Annotated in this window: 17 protein-coding genes; 11 read left to right on the forward strand and 6 right to left on the reverse strand. The window is 70.1% G+C overall.

Annotation, left to right across the window (positions count from 1 at the left end):
• Positions 1–3: 3 nt before the first annotated feature.
• Both KZ829_RS40600 and KZ829_RS40605 read left to right on the forward strand, forming a co-directional pair.
• Entirely contained in the window at positions 4–120 is a 117-nt protein-coding gene (locus tag KZ829_RS40600; RefSeq protein ID WP_372453895.1) for a CAP domain-containing protein, read from the forward strand.
• Between the two features lie 131 nt (positions 121–251).
• The gene (locus KZ829_RS40605; protein ID WP_220149157.1) at positions 252–1,493 is read left to right on the forward strand and encodes a CHAT domain-containing protein; all 1,242 of its coding nucleotides are present in this window, start codon (positions 252–254) and stop codon (positions 1,491–1,493) included.
• Between the two features lie 351 nt (positions 1,494–1,844).
• Here the strand turns inward: KZ829_RS40605 and KZ829_RS40610 are convergent, their stop codons facing one another.
• From KZ829_RS40610 to KZ829_RS40615, 3 genes are all read right to left on the reverse strand, one after another.
• Entirely contained in the window at positions 1,845–4,142 is a 2,298-nt protein-coding gene (locus KZ829_RS40610; protein ID WP_220149158.1) for a tetratricopeptide repeat protein, read from the reverse strand.
• Between the two features lie 95 nt (positions 4,143–4,237).
• Positions 4,238–4,360, reverse strand: coding sequence for a hypothetical protein (locus KZ829_RS44330; RefSeq protein WP_281428361.1), 123 nt, complete (start codon positions 4,358–4,360; stop codon positions 4,238–4,240).
• Between the two features lie 112 nt (positions 4,361–4,472).
• A complete protein-coding gene (locus KZ829_RS40615) occupies positions 4,473–4,925 on the reverse strand; it encodes a MarR family winged helix-turn-helix transcriptional regulator (RefSeq protein WP_220149159.1) in 453 nt (150 codons plus the stop codon).
• Positions 4,926–5,009: 84 nt separating this feature from the next.
• Here KZ829_RS40615 and KZ829_RS40620 point away from each other — a divergent pair, with 84 nt between their 5' ends.
• Positions 5,010–5,942, forward strand: coding sequence for an LLM class flavin-dependent oxidoreductase (locus KZ829_RS40620; protein ID WP_220149160.1), 933 nt, complete (start codon positions 5,010–5,012; stop codon positions 5,940–5,942).
• Here KZ829_RS40620 and KZ829_RS40625 read toward each other — a convergent pair.
• From KZ829_RS40625 to KZ829_RS40635, 3 genes are all read right to left on the reverse strand, one after another.
• Positions 5,899–6,765, reverse strand: coding sequence for an ion transporter (locus KZ829_RS40625; RefSeq protein ID WP_220149161.1), 867 nt, complete (start codon positions 6,763–6,765; stop codon positions 5,899–5,901). The genes KZ829_RS40620 and KZ829_RS40625 overlap by 44 nt on opposite strands.
• 50 nt (positions 6,766–6,815) lie before the next feature.
• Entirely contained in the window at positions 6,816–10,403 is a 3,588-nt protein-coding gene (locus KZ829_RS40630) for a LamG-like jellyroll fold domain-containing protein (RefSeq protein ID WP_220149162.1), read from the reverse strand.
• A gap of 199 nt (positions 10,404–10,602) precedes the next feature.
• Positions 10,603–11,601 (reverse strand): LacI family DNA-binding transcriptional regulator, encoded by a 999-nt coding sequence (locus KZ829_RS40635; RefSeq protein ID WP_220149163.1) that lies wholly within the window; start codon positions 11,599–11,601, stop codon positions 10,603–10,605.
• Positions 11,602–11,754: 153 nt separating this feature from the next.
• Here KZ829_RS40635 and KZ829_RS40640 point away from each other — a divergent pair, with 153 nt between their 5' ends.
• The 8 genes from KZ829_RS40640 (at position 11,755) to KZ829_RS40675 (ending at position 22,390) form a co-directional block, all read left to right on the forward strand.
• A complete protein-coding gene (locus KZ829_RS40640) occupies positions 11,755–12,999 on the forward strand; it encodes a sugar ABC transporter substrate-binding protein (protein WP_220149164.1) in 1,245 nt (414 codons plus the stop codon).
• A gap of 2 nt (positions 13,000–13,001) precedes the next feature.
• Positions 13,002–13,970 carry a carbohydrate ABC transporter permease gene (locus tag KZ829_RS40645; protein ID WP_220149165.1) on the forward strand — a complete coding sequence of 323 codons (969 nt, stop codon included), beginning with the start codon at positions 13,002–13,004 and terminating at the stop codon, positions 13,968–13,970.
• Between the two features lie 56 nt (positions 13,971–14,026).
• Entirely contained in the window at positions 14,027–14,836 is an 810-nt protein-coding gene (locus KZ829_RS40650; RefSeq protein ID WP_220149203.1) for a carbohydrate ABC transporter permease, read from the forward strand.
• Between the two features lie 8 nt (positions 14,837–14,844).
• Positions 14,845–16,764 carry a glycoside hydrolase family 127 protein gene (locus tag KZ829_RS40655; protein ID WP_220149166.1) on the forward strand — a complete coding sequence of 640 codons (1,920 nt, stop codon included), beginning with the start codon at positions 14,845–14,847 and terminating at the stop codon, positions 16,762–16,764.
• 33 nt (positions 16,765–16,797) lie between these two features.
• A complete protein-coding gene (locus KZ829_RS40660) occupies positions 16,798–18,483 on the forward strand; it encodes a carbohydrate-binding protein (protein ID WP_220149167.1) in 1,686 nt (561 codons plus the stop codon).
• A 66-nt stretch (positions 18,484–18,549) separates the two neighbouring features.
• A complete protein-coding gene (locus tag KZ829_RS40665) occupies positions 18,550–19,038 on the forward strand; it encodes a hypothetical protein (RefSeq protein WP_220149168.1) in 489 nt (162 codons plus the stop codon).
• 40 nt (positions 19,039–19,078) lie between these two features.
• Positions 19,079–19,822, forward strand: a complete 744-nt coding sequence (locus KZ829_RS40670; protein ID WP_220149169.1) for a class I SAM-dependent methyltransferase — start codon at positions 19,079–19,081, stop codon at positions 19,820–19,822.
• Positions 19,823–20,011: 189 nt separating this feature from the next.
• Positions 20,012–22,390, forward strand: coding sequence for a PKD domain-containing protein (locus KZ829_RS40675; RefSeq protein ID WP_220149170.1), 2,379 nt, complete (start codon positions 20,012–20,014; stop codon positions 22,388–22,390).
• Positions 22,391–22,459 lie beyond the last annotated feature (69 nt).

Genomic DNA, 22,459 nt, shown 5'->3' on the forward strand with positions numbered 1-22,459 from the left:
TGGATGAACAGCCCCGGCCACCGCGCCAACATCCTCAACTGCAAATCCAAGACCGTCGGCGTCGGCGTCGCCTACGCCGCCAACGGCACCCCCTACTACACCCAGGACTTCGGCTACTGACACCCCCTCGCAAGCAGCGACGCCCCAGCCGATCCCCCTGCGGCTGGGGCGTCGCGCCGTCCACCGGCAGCCGTCCGGGGTCGGACGTTCCGCCGGTTCCACTGCGGACGATCATCGGGTTTGATGGGGCGATGATGCCCGGCAGCCCCGAGCGCTTCACCCAGGACGTCGACCGCCGGATGGCCCTCGCCCGCGAGTGGGACGACCTGGTCGAACAGGTCCGCGCCATCGAGGGTTTCGAGGACTTCCTGCGCCCACCGAGGCTGGAGACCCTGCTCCCGGCCGCGTCCGGCGGCCCCGTCGTGATCATCAACGTGAGCCGCTGGCGCTGCGACGCCCTGATCGTGCACGAGACCGAGGTCACCACGATCCCCCTGCCGGACCTCACCCAGGACATCGTCGGCGAGCGCGTCGAGTCGTACCTGGGCGCGGTCGGCGACCGGCAGCTCCGGGTGCTGCGCGGCGACCAGCGGGACCTGGTCGTCGAGGGCGTGACCGACGACGTCGAATCCCTCCTGGACGACTGCCTGCGCTGGATGTGGGAGTCGTTCGCCCGGCCCGTGCTCGACCATCTCGGCCACACGGCGCCCCCGCCCGCCGACGGGGAGTGGCCACGCGTCTGGTGGTGCCCGACCGGCCCGCTCACCCTGCTGCCGATCCACGCGGCCGGCGACCACGCGACCCCCGGAGCGGCCGTCATCGACCGGGTCATCTCGTCGTACACCCCGACGCTCCGCGCCCTCGTCGAGGCCCGCCGCCCCCAACCGGACGCCGAGGCCGGCGCCGCGCGGATGCTCTTCGTCGGGATGCCGGAAACCCAGGGACAGGCCTCCCTGCCGAACGTCCGCGTCGAGGAACGCCTGGTCGCCCGCCTGTTCGGCGACAAATACACCGATTTGATCGGTTCCCGCGCCACGCGAGACGACGTGCTGCGCGAGATGCGCGGCCACCGCTGGGCCCACTTCGCCTGCCACGGCGAACAGAACCTGGCCGATCCGTCCCACGGCGGCGTCCTGGTGCACGACGGCATGCTCACCGTCACCGATCTGAGCGCCCAGCAGCATCGCGGCGACTTCGCCTACCTGTCCGGCTGCAAGACCGCGGTCGGCGGCGTCACCCTCCCCGACGAGGCGATCACCCTGGCCGCGGCCCTGCACTACACCGGCTTCCGGCACGTCGTGGCCACCCTCTGGTCGGTCCTGGACGCCGAAGCCGCCCAGGTGGCCGAACGCGTCTACGAACGCCTCGCCCACAACGGCGTCCTCGACGCCGACCGCGCCGCCGAGGCCCTGCACCACGCGGTCCGCGAACTCCGCCGCGACCACCCCGACCAGCCCAGCGTCTGGACCCCCTTCGCCCACACAGGCCCATAACCCTTTCCGGTACGGGCAAAGGCCGCCCCCGAAGAATCCTGATCGCCCCGCGGCTCCCCGCGAGCTTCCTGCCACTCCAGCCTGTGCCGCGCCCGCCGGGCTGAGCTCGGTGGTCCGGCAGACCCGGCCACCCACCGTGGTCCCCGCCCGATCACGCCGAGCATCCGGCCCCACCGCCCGCCCGGTGGGCACGGCACAGGCCGCAGTGGCAGAAAGCTCGCGCGGGAGGGCGGAACGGTCCTGACAGGACGGGGCGGCGTCACGCGTACCGGGAAAGATGCTGAAAGGGAAACGCGAACCTGGACCACGGGTGCTCGTGCGCCGTGAACCGGCCTGTCTCGCGAGCCGTCTTCAGGTGGCGGGTCGGTCCAGGGTCTGGCGGACCCGGTTCAGCCGGGTGGCCAGATCGGGCGGCAGGTTCGGATAGCGGTCCCGGACGTCGGCACGGAGGTCGAGCAGCTGGGACCAGAGGACCGACCGGCCCGTTTCCAGGCCGCTGACCGCCGCGGCCGGATCGGCGGTGATCTCACAGGCGTCGGCGGTGACCTCACAGGCGGCCGCGGCGGCGGCGATCTCACAGGCCGCGGCGTCGGCGGCGAGGCCGGGCCAGGCGGCGAGCCGGTGCCGCTGGTCTCCGCTGTCCAGCACTCGCCAGGCGAGCAGGTCCAGCAGGGTCACCGCGGTCCGGTATCCCTCGGCCGCCAGCCGTGGCTTTCCGGACGCGGCCGCCGTCTGACCCCAGCGGACGGCCGCGTCGAGACGGTCGGTGACATGCGCGGCACCGGTCGCGGACGCCTCCCGCCAGTAGGAGATGGCACCGCGTAGATCGCCGGACCGGCCGGTCCGCTCGGCTCGGGCGGCGAGTGCGGCCCCATAGGCGCTGAGCAGCAGGCCATGCCCGGGTCGCCGGCCCCCGGCCCGGTCCAGGGCCTCGCCGAGCACCGCGATGCCGGCCGCCAGATCGGTGGCGTCGCCCCGGCTCTGGAAACGGTCGTACCGGGCGACGCCCTCGGCGGTCAGCGCGGCGATCCGCCGGGGGTCGACCGCCGCGAGCCGTTGCGCCGCCGTTGCGGCGTGCCGGACCGCCGCGTCCAGATCGGCGGGATCGCCCCGTTCCTGCCAGCGTCGTCGCAGTACATGGCTCAGGTTGACCAGCCAGCCCGCGGCCTGCTCCCTGTCGGCGGTGCCGCCGGGAAGTGACCTGCCACCTCTGGCACCGCGTGAGGAACCGCCACCGCTACCGCCGCGGGAAGAACCACGATCACTGCCACCGGGAGAGGAAGCGTCATCCTCCGCCCGCGCGGGATCGGCGGTCGCCGCCGGGTCGGGAAACGCCTGCGTGCCGGGAGACATCCCCGGATCGGGAATCGCGCCGGGATCGGAGAGCGAGCCGGGAGACGCCCCCGGGCCGGAGAGGGCCGTCAGGCCGGGGAGCGCCGCCTCCTGGAGGAGGCGGACCGCCTCGTCCAGATCGTCCGCGGAGCCGGTGCGGTCGTGGCGGCCGAGCAGGCAGGAGCCCAGTTCGGCGGTGACCACGGCCCGCCGCGGGTCCTCGCCGGACAGCAGTGCCCGCGCTTTCCGCAGCGCTGCCACGGCGTCGCGGAGATCTGCGGCCGCGCCCCGCCGCGCGAACCGTACCGCCCGGGCGGTCGCCAGGTTGACCAGCATGCCCGGGTATTCGGCGCCGACCAGGTCGGGGCGTTGCAGGGCGGCCGCGGTCTCGGTGACGGCCCGGTCGAGGTCCTCGTCGGCGCCGGACAGATCGAACCGGGCGCGGAACACGGCGGCCCGGTTGGCGATGTACAGCGGCCAGCGCGCCGACGGCCGTTCGGTGGCGGCGACCGCCCGGTCCAGCAGGTCGAGGGCGGTGTCGAGGTCCTCGGCTGACCCGGTGCGCTCGCCGCGGTAGCGCAGGACCGTCCCGAGCGTGCCCATGATCAGCGGTCGTTCCGGGTGCCCGTCCGATGAGGCGTCCAGCGCCTGTTCGGCGGCCTGCACCGCGTCCTCCAGATCGCGCATGCCGCCGTCCTGTTCGAAGCGGGCCCACAGCGCGGACGCCAGATTGTTCAGATGGGACGCCCGGTCCGCACCGGGCTTCGGCGCCGCGGCCACCGCCTGCCGGCACACCGTCACGGCATCGTCGATGTCGGCGACCGACCCGCTGATCAGGTGCCGCAGCCGCAGGAGTACGCCGAGTTGTGCCTGACAGGAGGCCAGAAAGTCCTGGTCGGGGATCGGCACGGCGATCGAGAGACGGGCACTGAGCAGCGCCGCTTCCAGGTCGTCCGGGTTGCCCCGGGCCTCGAACAGGTGCCGCAGCGCCACCGCGAGCTGGTGATGCAGGACCGCCCGGGTCTCCGCGTCCACGGCTCCGGCCGCGTCGACGGCCACCTGACCGCACCGCACCGATTCGCGGAGCACGGCGATGTCCCCGGTCAGCTGGAACCGGCGCAGCAGCGCGTTCCCGCAGGCGGCGTGCAGTGGCGCCCACTGTGGAACGCCCGGCCCGAACATCCGCAGCACCTGTTCGAGCAGGTCGGTGGCGCGCTCATAGGCGGCCGGGTCGTCGTCCTCCATCGCCCGGGTGAGCTCCACGGCGGCGGCCCGTTGCAGCCGCTCCGCCTCGCCGGATCCGTGCCGCAACCCCATGCTCACCTCACCGCGCGAACGCCCGCTGACCAGCACAGCGTAGGGCCTGTCCGGTGTCCGACCCAGTCCCGCGACGTGGCCCCGGGGAGATCCGCCTACCGTTCGCGGATGATCCTGGGAGCGGCGAAGTCGCGGTTGTCGATCAGGATCGTGGCGCGATCCTGGGGTGCGCACGCGCCGTAGGCGGCCTTGCCATCGGTGTCCTCCTGCCCGGCCACCGATCTCAGCCCGGCGGGCGCGTCACGGGCTCGCGTTGCAGCGCCTCGCGTGGAGCCGGCGGGGCGGGGTGGATTCGGCGGGGGCGGCGAACGCCGTACCGATGAAGGGGGTTCAAAGGGTTTCACCGAAGACGACGGGCACCTGGTTGTCGTGGATCACCCGGCTGAGGAGGCCGGCAACCGTGTCGCGTTCCTGGTCGCTCAGGGTGGCGGGTAGCTCGGCGACGCGGCGGCAGGTTTCGGTGTAGAAGCGGTCGGCGAGTTCGGCACCGGCGGGGGTGAGGGTCACGCGGATGCCTCGCGGGTCGCGTGGATCGGGGCCGCGGCGGACCAGGCCGTTACGTTCGGTGCGGTCGACGAGGCCGGTGAGGCTGGATTTGGCGAGGCCGAGAATGGTGCTCAACTCGCCCATCGCATAGGCCTGGGGCATCAGCACGCAGAGCAGCTGGCCCTGTTGCTGGGTGAGGCCGAACTCGCGGGCCGACTCAGCATAGACAGCGTTGACCAGGAACGCCGTGCGCACGAGTGCGGCGACGACTCCGATCTGATCCTCCGGCTCGGCCACCGGGAAAGCCTAGCGCAACGCTGCGAGTTCGTGCTACGAACTATACATAGTTCGGAGTACGAACTACGACACGTGGGAGTAATCATGCACAACGTCGTCTTCGGTTTCGGCGCGCACGACGGGATCGCCGACGGCCCGGAGTGGCTGCGCCTGACCGCGCAGGCGGACCGGGACGGGCTGGACCATTTCTCGCTGTCCGACCATCCGTATCTCGGCGGGCGGCTGGACGCTTACGCCGCGATCGGCCTGGTGCTGGGGCGCACCGAGCGGATCGCCGGGTTGGCGAACGTCACCAATCTGCCGACCCGGCCGCCGGCGATGCTGGCCCGTACGGTCGGGACGCTCTCCGCCCTCTCCGGCGGACGCGTCGTGCTCGGCATGGGCGCGGGCGGCCTGTGGGACCGGATCGCCGACATGGGTGTGCCGCGACTGTCGGCGGGTGAGGCGGTGGAGGCGTTCGAGGAGGCGATCGTGCTGATCCGGCTGCTGTCCGGCGGCGGCGACCCGGTCACCTTCGAGGGCAGGCACTACCGGGTGACCGATCTGGAGCCGGCGCCGGTCGGGGCGCCGAAGGTGTGGACCGGGTCGGTGGGCCGGAAGTCGCTGGCCGTGACCGGCCGGGTCGCGGACGGCTGGATCCCCGGTCACGCCGCCGACTGGCTGAGCGCCCGCTACCGGGAGTCACGGCCGGTGATCGACGAGGCCGCCGCCGCGGTGGGCCGGGATGCGTCCGAGGTCGCCACGATCTACAACCTGCCGGGGCGGATCACCGAGCGGCCGCTGCCGGCCACCCGCGACGGTGACGGCCGCTGGCTCGGTGGCTCGCCCGCGCAGTGGGTGGAGGAGCTGACCGGCGCGGTCGTCGAGCACAATGCGGCCGGGTTCACGCTCTTCTCCCCCACCGGCGGCACGCCGGACGGTGTGACGCTGGGCCGCTGGGCCAACGAGGTGGCGCCGGCCGTCCGTGCGGCGGTCAGCCTCGGCGGTCGATCCGCAGCTCCCGCTCCAGGTCGGTGAGCAGGGTGCGCAGTTCGTCGAGGCGCTGGCTCACCAGGATCCGGTCGATCTCGTCGGGTACGCCGTCGCGGTCCTCGTCGGTGCCGAGGCTCTCGGTCATCTCCAGTCGACGGGCCTCCTCCATCGAGTTGACGATAACCGCGATCAATATGTTGACGAGCAGGTTGACGGTGATCAGTACATAGCTGACGTAGTAGACGAGAGTCCACGGTGACAACTGCAAGCCTTGAGCGATCAGGTCCGGCAACGTCTCCAGGGAGAGCAACACGAACAGGGTGAGCACCGCGCGGCCCAGGGTGCCGTACTGTTCGGGGTCGGAGTCCTGGAAGATCAGCCAGCCGGCCATGCCGTAGACGTAGAGGGTGACCAGGGCGAGGGCCAGGAAGCCACCGACGCCGGGCAGGCTGCGCAGCAGGGCGGCCACGATCGTGCGCAGGCCGGGTGAGAAGCGGACCAGCCGCAGCACCCGGGCGATCCGGATGACCCGCAGGGCGGCCGAGTCGCCGTGCAGGCCGGGGATGAAGACGGCGACGATGACCACGAAGTCGAAGACGTTCCAGCCGTGGTGGAAGAAGTCGCGCGGATGCCGTCCGTAGGCCAGGATGCGCATCGCGATCTCGGCGACGAACACGATCCGGAACACCCATTCGAGGCCGTGCAGGAGGCGGGCCACGTCGTCGCTGTGCGGGTAGGTCTCGACGGCCAGCAGCACCGCGTTCGCGCCGATCATCACCACGATGATCACCTCGAAGGCCCGGGACTCGGTGATCCGGGCGCAGCGGTGGGCGATGCGATCGAGACGGGATATCGATGGCGGCGACATCCGGTCACCCTACGCAACGGCGGGCCGGCTCGTGCCGGCCCGCCGTCGGGTCAGTGGGCGGGTGCGCTGAACGGGGCCACGGTGATCCTGTCGATGACCGGGGCGTATTTCGAGCGCAGCAGCACATCCGGCCAGGTGCCGGAGGCGTAGGTCGTACCGTCGAAGTTGGGCAGTTCCTCGGACGAGAACGCGATGGTGTTCGCGCCGCGTCTGAGGACGACCGGGATGGACAGCTCCCAGAAGTTGTTGTCGTGGAAGCTGTGCGGGAACAGTGTTCGTTTCGCCGGGCCGCCGTTGACCGAGATGTCGGCGGGCCGGGCGAGCGGGTCGGGGTTGTAGTGGGTGGCGACCGCCTGTTCCGGGTTGGCGTAGCGGACGCGCATGGCGTAGGTGCCGGGTTTCGCGGCGTTCACGGTGAAGGTGAGGGTGTTGGCGTTGCCCGGTTCGCCGCCGACGCCGGTGACCGCTGAACCGCCGCTGGCCAGGGACTTCGCGGTGACCGTGGCGGTGCCGGCGAGTTGCGCGGCTTCCGCTTCCAGAACGGTCGCGGGAAGGGCTTTCGCCTCGTTGACGGGCAGGGCTGTCGAGGACCGGACGGAGAGGCGGTCGATGGCCGTACCCCTCGTCTTGCCCTTGATCTTGACTTTGTTGACGCCGCCGGAGAGGGAGACGGCCGTCGACCTGGATCCGCCGACCGCGAGGCCGTTGACCTCGATCTCGACCGAGCCGCCGGTGACTCCGGCGTCGAGCACGGCCGCGGCGTCGGCCTCCGAGTACACCCAGAACGTGGCGGTGCCGCCGCGGCCCAGGTCGGCGACGCCCGATCCGGAGGTCTTCCGGCCCGCGTAGACCGGCTTCGCGCCGCCGGCGAGGGAGGCGAGCTCCGCCTCGTACACGTCGGTGGCGGCGGCCGGATTCGGTAGGTCCAGCGTGATCCGGTCGATGATCGCGTCGCCCTTGGTGGCCTTCGCGCCGTCCAGGCTGCGCGCGGCCAGGGAGATGGTGTGCTCGCCGGCGGTCAGCCGCACCGTCGTGTCGGCGTGGTCCCAGACCACCCACTTGTAGCCGAGCGGCAGGAACACCTCCTGTTCGGCGGCACCGTCGACACGCAGGAACACATTGGTCGGCCCCTGCTCCTTGACGAGGTCGAACGTGTTGAGTGAGTTGGCGAATACGCTCAAGTCGTAGAGACCGTCGCTGGGCACGGTGACGGTGAAGTCGAGCACGCCGTCACTGCCGGTGCGCAGGCCGCCGACGTTGTAGGCGCCGGACGTGTAGAACTTCGAGACGTCGCGCGGCGAGCCCTCCGGCCCGTTCCTGCTGTAACCGCCGCCGGTGTAGGTGGCCGCCTCGGCCTCGAAGGAACCCTGCCAGGTGGTGGGCGAGGCCGCGGTCCGGTCACTCTCACCGGCGGGGCTGAAGACGATCTCGTACGCGGAAGCCTCGCTGAGCCGGTCGAACTCGAACGCGATCCCGCCGCCGGCGACCGTCACGTCCTTCTCGGCAAGGAGCCGGGGCTGGGCCGAGTCGCCGACCTGCCCGGTCCACGGAATCTCCCGGATCCAGGCGTGCACGGTCTTCCCGAAGTACTTGGGCACGTTGTCGAACCGGATGTAGCCGGCGCTGGTGGCCCCGCCGAAGATGACGCGGGCCTGCTTCTTGGCCTCGTCGAGACCGGCCACACCCTGGAGCGTGTAGTTCTGGCCGGGGTAGGGCGGCGTCACCTTGACGGTCTGGCCGGTCATGCTGCCGTAGGCGTTGTACAGCCACCACTGCCCGTTGCCGCGGTTGGCCTGCACCGCCGAGTCGGACAGGTTGCCGTCGATGTTCCAGTAGGCGATGTCGGCGTCGACCTTGGACTCCTCGATCGCCGAGATCCACTGGATCATCTGGCCGGGCACGCTGGTGTGGTAGTTGAACGCGTACTCGTTGATGTTGATCGGCAGTTCCCGGCCGGGCAGGATCTCCTTCTCCCAGGCGCGGTACTTCACGACGCTGTCGCGGACCGCCTCCGGGTGGCTCAGCTCGTGCCAGGTGATCACGTCCGGCACGGTGCCGGCCTCGACGGTGTGCTCCAGGAAGCCCTTCACCTGCTCGAACAGGATGCTGGTGTTGGGTCCGGCGATCCGTGCGGACGGCATCTTCCGCTTGATGAGCCGGTAGAAGTCGTCCCAGGCGGCGAAGTAGTCGTCCGGGTCGCTGAGCCAGCTGACCCCGTTGTAGCTCCACTCGCCGGTGCCGAACATGTTGCCCTCGGGCTCGTTGAACGGCACGAAGACGATGTTGTCCTGATACACCTCGTCAAGCTTGAGCACTTGATCCACCTGTTGAGCGATCTTCTCGCGGTAGGTGGCGAGTTTCTCCTCGGGTGTACCGCCCGGCCACTGGTAGGGGAAGCCGCGGTGGATGTCGGTCATGTAGATGTAGACGTCGCCGTCGGTGCTGTCGGCGAGCGGCTTGACCACCTCGAGGGCGTCGGCGCCGGGGTGCTGGGGGCCGTCCTGCGCCTTGGTCGAGACGGTGCGCAGGCGCATGCCCTCGATCAGGTTGTCGTTGGGGACGCCGTCGGCGTACAGGCCGTAGAGGGTTCCGGAGGCGCCGCCGTGGAAGTCGCCGGTGGTGGCGGCCAGGTCGATGGTGAGCTCGCCCTCGCGGATCACGGTGACGGTGGCGGAGACCGGGGTGCCCGCCGCGGTTCCGGCCACGCTGAAGGTGCCGCGCTGGGCATACTCCGCCGGGTCGACCGGGTCCCAGGTGACCGGGACCTGCCGGTCGTAGCCGTCGGTGAAGTCGGCGGTGACCGACGCGGGCAGCGCGGGCGCGGTCCCGATCGTGGTGCGGACCTCGAACGTCGTCTGTGACAGCGCGGTCACCGTCGGGATCTCGGCGCCGAACTCGTCGGCGACCTGCGCGGCGGTGAGCGCCGAGCCGTAGACGCGGAAGTCGTCGACCGCGCCGTCGAACAGCGGATCCGGGTAGAAGGAGCGGCCGATGAAGCCGGCGCTCGCGGTGCCGGCGTCGATCAGGTCGGCCGCGGTCGCGGTGGTCGTCGCTTCCGCGACGGGGACCCCGTCGAGGTACGTGGTGAGCCGTCCCCCGCCGAGGGTGACCGTGACCGTCTTCCAGGCGCTGGCGGGCAGCGCGGCCGAGCCGGTGACCTGCGCTTCGGCGCCGGCCCAGTCCTTGGTGACGGCGGTGCGCAGCTTCCCGTCCCCGTTGTACGGCGTGCTGAACAGGTAGCGGCTGGTGTCCTTGCCGAGCGCGTAGATCCACTGCCAGGGCGCCGTGGTGCCGTCCCACCTGACGCGGGCGGAGACGGTCAGGTCGGTACGCCCGTCGAGCACCTTCCGTGGAACGGTGACGTAGGCGCCGTTCGAGGTCGGCGCACCGCCGGGCAGTTGGAGGGCGTGGCCGCCGTCGCGCCCGTCGACCAGTGCCGCGGTGGCGCCGTTGACGAGGGTGCCGTCGAGGCCGTTGCCGGAGGTGTCGGTGACGACGCCGGTGGTGAGGTCGTCGGCGTCGAACTCGTAGGCGACGACGGGGGTGGGTACGTCGGCTGCCAGCGCGGGGATCGTCGGCAGGGTGGCGGTCAGCAGGCCTGCCGCGACCGCCGTGGACAGGCTTCTTCTTCCGGGCATGCGTTCTCCAACGCTGATGTGAGCGTTAACACGGGAGTCGTTTCGGCCAAGTTACGTGACCCAGCGAAGCTCGTCAATGCCTTGAGGAAAACGATTGCCTAGCCTGATCGGGCGGCTGGCGCCGCACGGGCCACCGGGGCCCGGCTGGCTGTCAGGGCTGTTTCGAGGGCGCTGAGACAACCCTGACAGCCGGCCGGGGTCAGACGGCGGTGGAGGCGCGCGGGACCAGGCGGCACGGGCGCGCCTGGTGACCGTGCACCGGCTCGCCGTTGATCGCCGCGAGCAGCATCTCGGCGGCGGTCCGGCCGATCCCCTCCAGATCCATGTCCACGCTGGTCAGAGCGGGCCGGGAGCCGTCAACCATGACGTCCCAGTTGTCGAAGCCGACCAGCGCGATGTCCCCCGGGATCTCCCGGCCGGCGTCGCGCAGCCCCTCCGCCAGGCCACGGGCCACCTGGTCGCTGCCACAGAACACCGCGTCCACATCGGCGCCGGTGGACAGCAGGATCCCGGCGGCCTGGCGGCCCCACGCCTCGCTCCACTCCCCGTACAGGACCGGGGTGGCCAGCCGGAGACCCTCGGCGGCCAGGGTGTCGGCCGCGCCGGCCGCCCGCATCTGTGCCGAGTGGTGGTGCTCCGGGCCGGTGACGTGGGCGATCCGGCGGCGGCCGACCGCGAGCAGGTGCCGGATGGCGCGGCGGGCGCCGTCGGCCTCGTCCGGCACGACCGAGCAGTCCCGCGCGTCGGCCGAGCTGATGAACGCGTAGACGACGGGAACCGGCAGGTCACGGCCGATCGGCTGGCGGGCCTGGGTGCGCCGGCCGGTCACTATGATGCCGTCGACCTTGCGGCTGAGCAGGGTGCGCAGGTAGTACTGCTCGCGGATCGGGTCGTCGCGGGCATCACACAGGAACACCGACATCTGACCCGCCCCGAGCGCGTCCTCGGCGCCGATGAGCAGCGGGATGCTGAACCGGCCGATGCTGTCCGTGGTGATCATGCCGACCGTGTAGGTGCGGCCGGTCTGCAGGCTGCGGGCCGCCGCGTTGGCGACGAATCCGAGCTGCTCGGCGGCCTGCTGAACACGTAACCGGGTCTCCGGGCGCAGAGCGCCGCGGCCGTTGAGCGCCTTCGACGCCGTACCCGTGGAAACCCCCGCGAGCGCGGCCACCTGGCTGATGGTGACGGCGCGATCCATGGTGCTCAGCGTTTCCTCCCCAGTTTCCTAGACGGCGCCGGTGCGACGCGTAATCCGACCGTAACTTGCTCTTGACACCGGAACAAGTGGCTACCTAGCTTCTAGGCAATCGATTTCCTTGACATTGCCTACGAGCGTCCAAGGGGAACTCATATGACCACGCTCCGCCTCCGCGCCGCGGCCGCGTTCGCCATCACAGCCTGCCTCGTGGCGGGTTGCTCGTCCTCCTCCGGCTCGGGGGACACCGGCGGCGAGGCCGGTGGCACCTACACCATCTGGGACCCGTACCCCCAGTTCGACGGCAGCTCGGACTGGGTGAAGCTGCTGACCAGGTGCGGCACCGACGCCGGCGTCACCGTCGAGCGCACCGGTTACGACACCACCGACCTGACCAACAAGGCACTGCTCGCCGCCCAGCAGGGCAACTCGCCGGACGTGCTGATCGTCGACAACCCGGTGGTCTCCACGCTGGCCGACGCCGGGGTGCTGACCACCACCGACGAGCTCAAGGTGGACACCTCGGCGATCGAGCCGAACCTGCTGGCCGCCGGGCAGATCGGCGGGAAGACCTACGGCATCCCGATCGGCGCCAACACCCTCGCCCTGTACTACAACAAGGCGGTCCTGGACTCCGCCGGCGTCGACCCGGCGGCGATCAAGGACTGGGCGGCGCTGACCGCGGCCCTGGAGAAGGTGAAGGCGTCCGGCAAGAAGGGCATCACCTTCTCGGCCATCGGCACCGAGGAGGGCAGCTTCCAGTTCCTGCCCTGGTTCTGGGGTTCCGGCGCGAACCTGACCCAGCTCGACTCGGCCCAGGGCATCGCCGCGCTGGAGTTGTGGAACGGCTGGGTGAAGAGCGGGTACGCGCCCAACTCGGTCCTCAACAACACCCAGACCACCAGCTGGCAGGAGTTCGCCACCGGCGACTTCGCGTTCAGCGAGAACGGCACCTGGCAGCTGGCCAACGCCAAGAAGACCGGTTTCGAGTACGGCATCATCCCGATCCCGTCGCAGGCCGGCGGCACCGCGCCCGCCCCGACCGGCGGCGAGTTCGTCACCGCCCCGGCGCAGGCCAAGACCGGCCGGTACGCGGTGACCGAGAAGCTGATCGGCTGCCTGACCAGCGCGGACAACGCCTACACCACGGACACCACGCTCTCCTACATCGCGGCGACCGAGGCCGTGCAGCAGAAGCAGGTGGCCGCCAACGAGGAGCTGAAGGTCTGGGTCGACGCGGTCAAGGCCGCCAAGGGCCGGACCAGTGACGACCTCGGCACCAGGTACCCGAAGATCTCCCAGCCGATGTGGACCGCCTTCCAGACGGCGCTGAGCGGCTCGGCCTCCCCCGCCGACGCGCTCAAGGCGGCGCAGACCACGGCCGCCGCAGCCACCAAGTGACGATGGCACACGACGTGATGACCCGCGCCTCCACCTCCACCTCCGCCTCCGCTCAAGCGAAGGCGCGGGCGGGGGCGCGGCCTCCCCGGCGGCGGCGCGGGGCCGGGGACTGGACGGCGTGGGCGTTCCTGGCGCCGGTCGTCGTCTACCTGGTCGCCTTCTACGCCTACCCGCTGTACCGCAACCTCGATCTGAGCCTGCGCCACTACACGGTCCGCTCGTTCGTGCAGGGCGACGCCCCGTTCTCCGGGCTGGACAACTACCGGACCGTGTTCGCCGATCCGACCTTCGGGCCGGCGTTGCTGCACACACTGGTGTTCACGTTCGTGAGCATCGCGTTCCAGTTCTCCATCGGGCTGGCGCTGGCGGTGTTCTTCGCGCAGAACTTCAGGTTGTCGGCAACGTTGCGGGCGCTGTTCCTGGTCCCGTGGTTGCTGCCGTTGATCGTCAGCGCGTCCACATGGACGTGGATGCTCAACAGTGACTCCGGCATCGTCAACGCCGCACTTGAGTTTATCCATGTTGATCCAGTCAATTGGTTGACGTCGCCGGACTGGGCACTGACCAGCGTCATCATCGCCAACATCTGGATCGGCATCCCGTTCAACCTGGTCGTGCTGTACAGCGGCCTCCAGGCGATCCCGGCCGAGGTGTACGAGGCGGCCGCCATCGACGGCGCGACCGGATGGCAGCGGTTCCGGCGGATCACGTTCCCGCTGCTGCGGCCGGTCTCGGCGATCACGCTGCTGCTCGGGCTGGTCTACACGCTCAAGGTCTTCGACATCATCTGGATCATGACCAAGGGCGGTCCGGCGGACGCGTCGACGACGCTGGCGACCTGGTCCTACCGGCTCAGCTTCGGCAACCTGCTGCCCGAGTTCGGTCCCGGCGCGGCGGTCGGCAACCTGCTGATCATCATGGCGCTCTTCTTCGGCCTGCTCTACATCCGATTCCAGAGGAGGCAGGCATGACCGCCTTCACATCATCGGGCCGCGGGCGAGCGCCGCGGACGCACCTGGCCGGCCGCATGAAGCAGCACCTCAAGACCGGGCTCGGGCTGTTCTTCACGGCGGTCATGCTGTTCCCGGTCTACTGGATGGTCAACGTGTCGCTCACCAAGGACACCGACATGCGGGCCGACCCACCACACGTGCTCCCCCTCGACGGGACGCTGGAGGGATACCGCGCCGTCATCGAGCAGCAGATGCCGTACCTCGGAACGAGTCTGATCGTGGGTCTCGGCACGGTGGCCTTGACCCTCGTGCTCTCCGCGCCCGCCGGTTTCGCTCTGGCGAAGCTGCGCCCGAAGGGCGGCGGCGCGCTCAGCTTCGTGCTGCTGATCGCCCAGATGATCCCGGGAATCATCATGGCGATGGGCTTCTACGCCATCTACCTGCGGCTCGGTGTGCTCAACACGGTGCCCGGCCTGATCCTGGCGGACTCCACCATCGCGGTCCCGTTCGGCGTGCTGATCTTCACGGCGTTCATGTCCGGCATCCCCGACGAGCTGATCGACGCGGCACTGATCGACGGCGCGAGCCGGTGGCGCACCTTCGTCTCGGTGATCCTGCCGGTGTCACGCAACGCGATCGTCACGGTGTCGCTCTTCGCGTTCCTGTGGGCGTGGTCGGACTTCGTCTTCGCCAGCACTCTCGACGGCGGCGGTGACGCCCAGCCGATCACTCTCGGCATCTACCAGTACATCGGCAACAACAACCAGCAGTGGAACGCGATCATGGCGACCGCCGTGGTCGCCTCCATCCCCGCAACGCTGCTGCTCATCATCGCCCAGCGTTACGTCGCGGCCGGCGTCACCGCCGGCGCAGTCAAGGACTGAGGAACCACATGTCTGCACTCCAGGGCCCCGTCGTGCCCACGCCCGATGCCCTCGCCGCGCTCCGGCCGCTGCCCGCCGACGCGGTGCGGCTCACCCCGGACGGTCTGCTCGGCGCCTGGCAGGAACGCAACGCGGCGTCCACGTTGCCGCACTGCGTCACCCGGCTGTCCACCCACGGCAACCTGGACAATCTGCGCCGGGTCACCGGGGACCGCGACGCCGCGTTCACGGGCTTCTGGTTCGCCGACACCGATGTGCACAAGACGCTCGAGGCGGCGTTCTGGTCGGGCACCCAACAGGCTTTCGTGGAGGAGGCCGCCGCCCTGCTGGAGAAGGCCCAGGACGCGGACGGATACCTGGACTCCTACTTCCAGGATCCGGAGCACCGGGCGCGGCAGTGGACGGAGCTGCACTTCAGCCACGAGATGTACACGGCCGGCCATCTGATCCAGGCGGCGGTCGCCGCGGCACGTTCCGCGCCCGACGATCCGGTGGCCCAGCAGGTCGTCTCGGTCGCGCGCCGTTTCGCCGATCTTCTGGTGCAACGGTACGGGCAATCGCGCGAGACCGACGGGCACCCGGAGATCGAGACCGCCCTCGCCGAGCTGTACCGGGTGACCGGGCACCGGCCGTACCTCGATCTGGCCGCCCGTTTCCTGGACAACCGTGGCCACGAGGTGCTGGGGCCGGGCCGGTTCGGGCCGGCCTACTACCAGGACCACAGACCGCTGCGCGAGACGGACGAGGTGACCGGCCACGTGGTCCGGCAGCTCTACCTGCTGGCCGGCGCGGTCGACGTGGCCGTGGAGACCGGTGACCGGGAGCTGCTCGCGGTCACCGAGCGGCTGTGGGACTCGGCGCTGGACAGCCGCACCTACATCACCGGCGGGCAGGGTTCCCGGCACCGGGACGAGGCCTACGGCGACGCCTACGAGCTGCCGCCGGACCGCGCCTACGCCGAGACCTGCGCCGCGATCGCGAGTTTCCAGCTCGGCTGGCGGCTGCTGCTGGCCACCGGCCAGGTGAAGTACGCCGACGAGATGGAGCGGGTGCTCTACAACGCGATCGCCGCGAGCACCGCCGTCGACGGGACCGCGTTCTTCTACTCCACCCCGTTGCAGCGCCGCACCGGCCACGACGGCGGCGGCGAGAACGCGCCCGGTCACCGTCTGGACTGGTACGAGTGCGCCTGCTGCCCGCCGAACCTGGCCCGGCTGATGGCGTCCCTGCACACCTACGCCGCCACCGGGGACGACAACGGTCTTCAACTGCACCTCTACGCCGACGGCACGGTGGCGGCGGGCGGGCACACGGTCACCGTGGAGACCCGGTACCCGTGGGACGAGCAGGTCACCGTCACCGTCACGTCGGCGTCCGACCAGCCGTGGACGCTGTCGCTGCGGATCCCGGCCTGGTGCCCGGACGCCCGCCTCGCCGTCAACGGCACCCCGGCCCCGTCCCGTGACCAGGTCAAGGACGGGTACCTGCGCCTGCACCGCATCTGGCACCCCGGCGACCGGATCGTGCTCACCCTGAGCATGCCGGTCCGCCTGGTCGCCGCGCATCCCCGGGTGGACGCCGTCCGCGGCGCGGTCGCCCTGACCCGCGGCCCGCTCGTGCACTGCCTGGAACACGCCGACCTGCCCACGTCCGGGCCACTGGCCGGCGCCCTGTTCGAGGATCTGGAACTCGACCCGGCGGTCCCGGCCGCGGTGGCCTACCACGGCAGCGGCCTGGCACCGGTCACGTTGCGGGTCGGGGTCCGCCCGCGGGCGGCGTCCGGCGGCCCGCTCTACCGGGACCTGAACCGGACCGCCCCGCCCCCGGCGGCGACCACCACGGTCACCGCCATCCCCTACTTCCTGTGGGCCAACCGCGAACCCGGCCCGATGCGGGTCTGGATCCCGCTGGCGCCACGGGAGGAGTAAACCGTCCCCTTCCCCCATCCACCGAGGTGAACCGTGCGCTACAGACCCGCAGTTCTCCTACTCGTCCTGGCCGGGCTGGCCGTTCCCAGCCCGGCACGGGCCGCCGGCAACACCCTCACCGTCAACGTCGGCACCGTCGTCCGGCCGGTCACCCATGTCGCCTCCGGCGGCCTGTACGCCGTGGACACCGGAACCAAGCCGCCGCTGGAGCAGCTCTACCCGCTCCGGCTCAACCACCTGACCCAGCCGCCGCCCGGGGTTCAGCAGCTCGGCAACGGCGCCACCACACCCTGCTGCGACGGCGCGCTGGCCGCCGGGAAGGTCACCAGTTCCGGCGCCCAGCAGTTCTGGCGGCTCCCGGACATCTACAAGGACTTCCCGTACAAGTGGGTGAGCTGGACCGACTGGGAGGCCAAGGTCCGCACCATGGTGCAGACCCGGCTCAACGCCACGACCACCACCAACGTCGACGGCTACGAGCTGTGGAACGAACCCGACTGGACCTGGAACACCAGCGCCGCCGGGACGTTCAACGCGGGCTGGACCCGCACCCATCGACTGATCCGCACGCTCGACACGGTGACCCCGATCGTCGGGCCCAGCCACTCGGTCTACAACCACGACTGGATGGTCAGCTTCCTCACCAACGCCCGCGACACCGGCACCCTGCCCGACGTGATCGTCTGGCACGAACTGGAGAACGACAAGTACCTCGACGTGCAGGCGCACGTCGCCGACTACCGGGCGATCGAGTCGTCGCTGGGCATCTCGGCGCGACCCATCTCGATCAACGAGTACGCCTCGCCGTCCCAGGTGGACATCCCGAGCGTGGCCGTGCACTACATGGCGGTCTTCGAGCGGCACGGCATCCGGTCGGCGGAGCGTGCCTACTGGTACGAGGCGGGCACCCTCAACGGTCTGCTGTACAACAACGCGCCGACCTCGTCGTACTGGACCTACAAGTGGTACGGCGACATGGCCGGCAACATCGTGCAGACCGTCCCCGGCTCGTGGCTGGAGGGTGTCGCCGCCTACGACAGCACCCGCAAGGTCGTGAACGTGGTGCTCGGCGGGGACAGCGGCGACAACACGGTCCGGGTCAACGGGCTGGGCGCGCTCGGCTCGCAGGTGCGGGTCACCCTGTCACGTAGCGGCACGACCGGCCGGTTCACCAACCAGAGCGCGCCGATCGCGGTGTCGTCGGCCACCTACACGGTGTCGAGCGGCAGCATCAGTGTGCCGGTGACCGGCATGCATGCATGGGATTCGTATCAACTGTTGATCACGCCTGCATCGGGTGCGTCAACATGGCAGCAGCGATACGAGGCGGAGAACGCCACTGTCGTCAACGCGAACCGGTTCTCGTCCGGCTCGGCGTCCAACGGCGGGTACGTCGGGCAGATCGACGGTTCGGCGAGTCCCCGTAACCAGTCGTTCGTCGACTTCCTGGTCAACGTGCCGGCAGCGCGGTCGTACACGATGACGATCGGGTACGCCAACGCGACCGGGGCGACGGCCACGCACGGTCTGGCGTACAACGGCGGCGGCTGGCAGACGATCAGCTACCCGCCGACCGCCGCGTGGGGTGTGTTCGGTTCGACGGTGAACGCCACGGTCACGCTGAAGGCGGGCTGGAACATGATCCGCCTGGCCAAGGGCTCACCGAACCTGACGGCCGGCACGGGTTACGCCGAGCTCGACTACATCAACCTCATCTGACGCTGTTTCTCCTGGTCAGCCCATGGGTACTCCATCATGAAAGATCCACACACGGGGGTGTCTGACATGACGGGAACTCATGGGCTGATCGCCATCACATTGCTCGGGTCAGGACTGCTCGCCGGCGTGGCACCGCCGGCCCGCGCCGACGCCGGGACGTGCAGCGCGCCACGGCACGTCGTCTTCGGCACGCCGGGTCGCGACACCCGGATGGACGTACGGCTGTGCCTGCTGCACGGCACACCCACCCGCGGCGCCTACGCCCACGTCGCCTGGGCCCGGGGCGGTGACGACGACGGGGAACGTGGGTTCGACGCGCTCACCCTGCACTACCACCTGCAACGGCACAGCGAGAACATCGCCCTCGGCACCTGCAACCTCGCGCCCCGCCTCAACGCGACCGCCACCGGCGCCTACAAGTGCGAGAAGGTGGAGCTGCGCGTTCCTGCGGCTGGCGGCTGGAGCGCCGACGGCTATGTCGAGTACAACCTCGACCGCGACGGCGCCGGCCTGAAACGCGTGGACCTGCGCGGTTCACCGGTCGTCGCCTACTGACCGGCGGTTGGAGCAAGGGTCCGGCCGTTAGGGTCGCCCCATGAAGCTGTTCGGAACGGTGGCCGGCCTCTACGACACCGCCCGCCCGGGTTATCCGCCGGCGGTCGCCGACATGATCCTGGAGTATCACGGTGGTGCCCCCGCCTCGATGGTCGAGATCGGCGCGGGCACCGGCAAGGGCACCGAGGTCTTCGCCGCCGTTGGCGCGCCGCTTACCTGTATCGAGCCGGATCCTCGGATGGCGGCCGTGCTCGCCGAACGGTTTCCCGGGGCGAGCATCCACGCGGGCTCCTTCGAGGAGTGGGCGCCTCCGGTCGGCGGTGTCGGTCTGATCGCCTGCGCAATGGCGTGGCACTGGCTGGATCCGGGCCGCCGCAACGATCTCGCCTACGCCGCGCTCGCGCCCGGTGGCACGCTGGCCGTTCTCGGTCACCGCTACGGCTACCAAAATCCGGAGCAGGGCGCCGCCGTTCAGGAGGCGCTGAATGCCCTCGACCCGACCGTCCAGGAGCGGCCGATCGACTGGTTCCACGACGACGTTCTCGCATCCGGGCGCTTTACCGGCGTACAGAAGAAGGTCTTGAACACCAGCCTTCCCCTGGCCAAGGGCGACTATCTCGCTCTGATCCGGACCTTCGGTCCGTTCCTGCGCCACTCCCCCGAGGTGCGGCAGAAAGGTCTCACCGCGCTGGGCCGCCTGGTCGACGGCTTCGGCGGCACGGTGGTCCTGGATCTGCGCACCACCCTGGTTCTCGCCACCCGGGAGCCGACCGTCGGGTATTGACATTGTTGAATCGATCAACGAGGGTGACGACGAATAGCTCTGGGAGCGATTCCATCCACGGGGGATGACCAAGCTTTCCGCTGCCCAGCGCCGGCCGACGGCCGGCCATGTGGCGTGCGCCCTTCCCCGCGGTGCAGGGGTCCGTCGACCCCAGTCAACCGATCGAGAGGGAATGACCGAGTGAGACGCATGGCATCCGTGCTGTCGGTGTTGGTGCTGTCGTTCGGCTTCACCGGCGTCGCCCAGGCGGCACCGGCCGAACCGGCCCCCGCCTCCGGCGGGCAATACCGGCTCACCAGTTTGAAGAGTTCACAGGAGGCGCAGACCACGCGCTCCAAGACTTCTGCCACCGCCGTCGACCCGGCGGAAACCATTCACCGCGGCCAGTACGCCAAGACCGGAGCCTCTCTGCGCGCTCCGAGCACCACCATCGAGCAATGTGCCGCCGACGAATGGGCCGACCGGTCCGGCGGCTTCGTCATCGACCACTTCAACTGGTGCCACACGGTGGTGTACAGCACCGAGCTGGAGGTCTGCCAGATCAGAATCTTCGTCTGTGTCCGCAGTCAGGAGATCGGCGACATCAGCTGGCGAATGACCACGAAGGGCGAGGGCTGGGACGCGACGCAGCCGGCCCTGGACCCCAGGTACAGCCAGATCTCGTTCACCACCCGCATCCACGATATCCAGACCGACAATCCGATGCTGGACGCGATGGTGCTCAAACTGAACCTGGTGTGCGACGGGAACGGCGCGCCCTGCCTGCATCAGCTGGGTGACGACGAGGAGCCCCGCACGATCGCCGAATGGAAGCACAACAGCGACACCGTCTTCCGCTACCAGTCCGATCCGGGGTACGGCCTCGGCGTGGACAAGATCAGCTATTTCGACTTCCACATCAAGTCGACCGCGAGTTACCCCGCAGCGAACACGGTGGCCGACGACACCGGCGACAACGGCTACCGCTGCGACGAGGCGACCTATCTACAGGGCGACCGCGGGTGCGTCTTCGACCGGGTGTCGGAGCTGTTCCCGATGGCGATGGACGAGTACCAGAACTACCGCAAGGCCGCGCTGCACATCTACGACGCCATGTACCAACCGCAGAACACCCGGCCGGTGCTGGAAGGCAAGAAGGTGGCCGGAGATCCCTTCGCCGATCAACCCCGGCCACTGCACCGCATCTACGAGCCGTACGACGCGACGATCGTGCGCGACAACAACAACGAGGCGGTGCGCACCTGCCGGGAATGGTGGGGCGCCGACTACTCGCAGGGCGGGCAGTTCGAGTGTGACGAATACCCGTTCAAGTCCACCTATCAGGGCGCCTCGCAATCCAACGGCCACTACTCCGCGCGGGTCATCGACGGCTCGGACAACGCCTCCGGTGGCGCCGTCCTGGGCGGCTGGTACGAATCGCAGCGCATCCTGCACAACGACCCGTTCTACGTCCTGCTCGGCTTCACCGGCACGGGCGGCGGCGGTGGCGGCGGTGGCGTCATCCCGGACTCGGCGCCGACCGTGAACGCGGGCGAGGACATCACCACCGACGAGGGCGCACCCGGCACGCTGCGTGGCGCCGTCCACGACTTCGAAGGCGCCCCGTCGGCCCGGTGGACCTACCGGGTCACCTCCGGCCGCGACGGCATGTCCTGCACTCTCGCCACGCCGGAACGGCCGGTCACCCGGATCACCTGCAACGACGAGGGCACCGTCGAGGTCACCCTGACCGCCGACGACGGTCTCAACACGCCGGTGTCCGACCGGGCCACCGTCACGGTCCGCAACGCCCCGCCGAGCGTGAGGATCAACGGCCCGGATCCGTGGCAGGTCTTCAAGGCGGGCGCCGCGGTGAATCTGAACGCGCCGTTCACCGATCCCGGTGTCCTCGACACGCACACCTGCTCGGTCCGCTGGGACGACGGCGGCGACGCCGACACCTACCCGGCGGAGTCGCACACCTGCGACCGGCGGCACACCTTCGCACACGCCGGCATGTACACGATCTCGGTCACCGTCACCGACGACGGCGGCGCCTCGGACACCGCCACCACGATGATCGTCGTCTACGACCCGGAGGCCGGCTTCGTCAACGCCGACGGCGCCTTCACCTCGGCGGCGAGCGCCTGGGCCGCGAAGCCCACCGCCGGCTGGATGTCGTTCCACCTGGCCGGGAACTACTACCACACCGACACGGTGACCGGGACGGCGAGCGCCTACCTCGCGAACACCAACCTGCGCCTGGACGCCGGAAACAAGGGCCTGGAATGGCTGGTGGTCACCCCCGACGGCAAGGTCGCCGCACGCGGGAAGGCAACCGTCAACGGCCAGAGCGGGTACGGCTTCGTCTACTACGGATACGACGGCTGCACCACCGGCCGGGCCGGTCAGTGTCAGGCCGGCGACGACCGTTTCCGGCTGGTGATCTGGCCATTGAGCAGCGGTGACCATCCCGGCAACGAGACCTGGTACGACAACCGGCCGGAAGCCGGCTACGACGTGGACGTCACCGAACCGCAGGACCTCACCTCCGGCGCGGTGACCATCCACCCCGTCACCGGTCCCTGACCGGTACAGCGGTGGGCGGGGGGGGCGGCCCGGCCCCCCGGTCCCTCCGCGGAGTCCCGGCCCGGGCGG

Source organism: Actinoplanes hulinensis (assembly GCF_019429605.1).
Lineage (GTDB): Bacteria > Actinomycetota > Actinomycetes > Mycobacteriales > Micromonosporaceae > Actinoplanes > Actinoplanes campanulatus.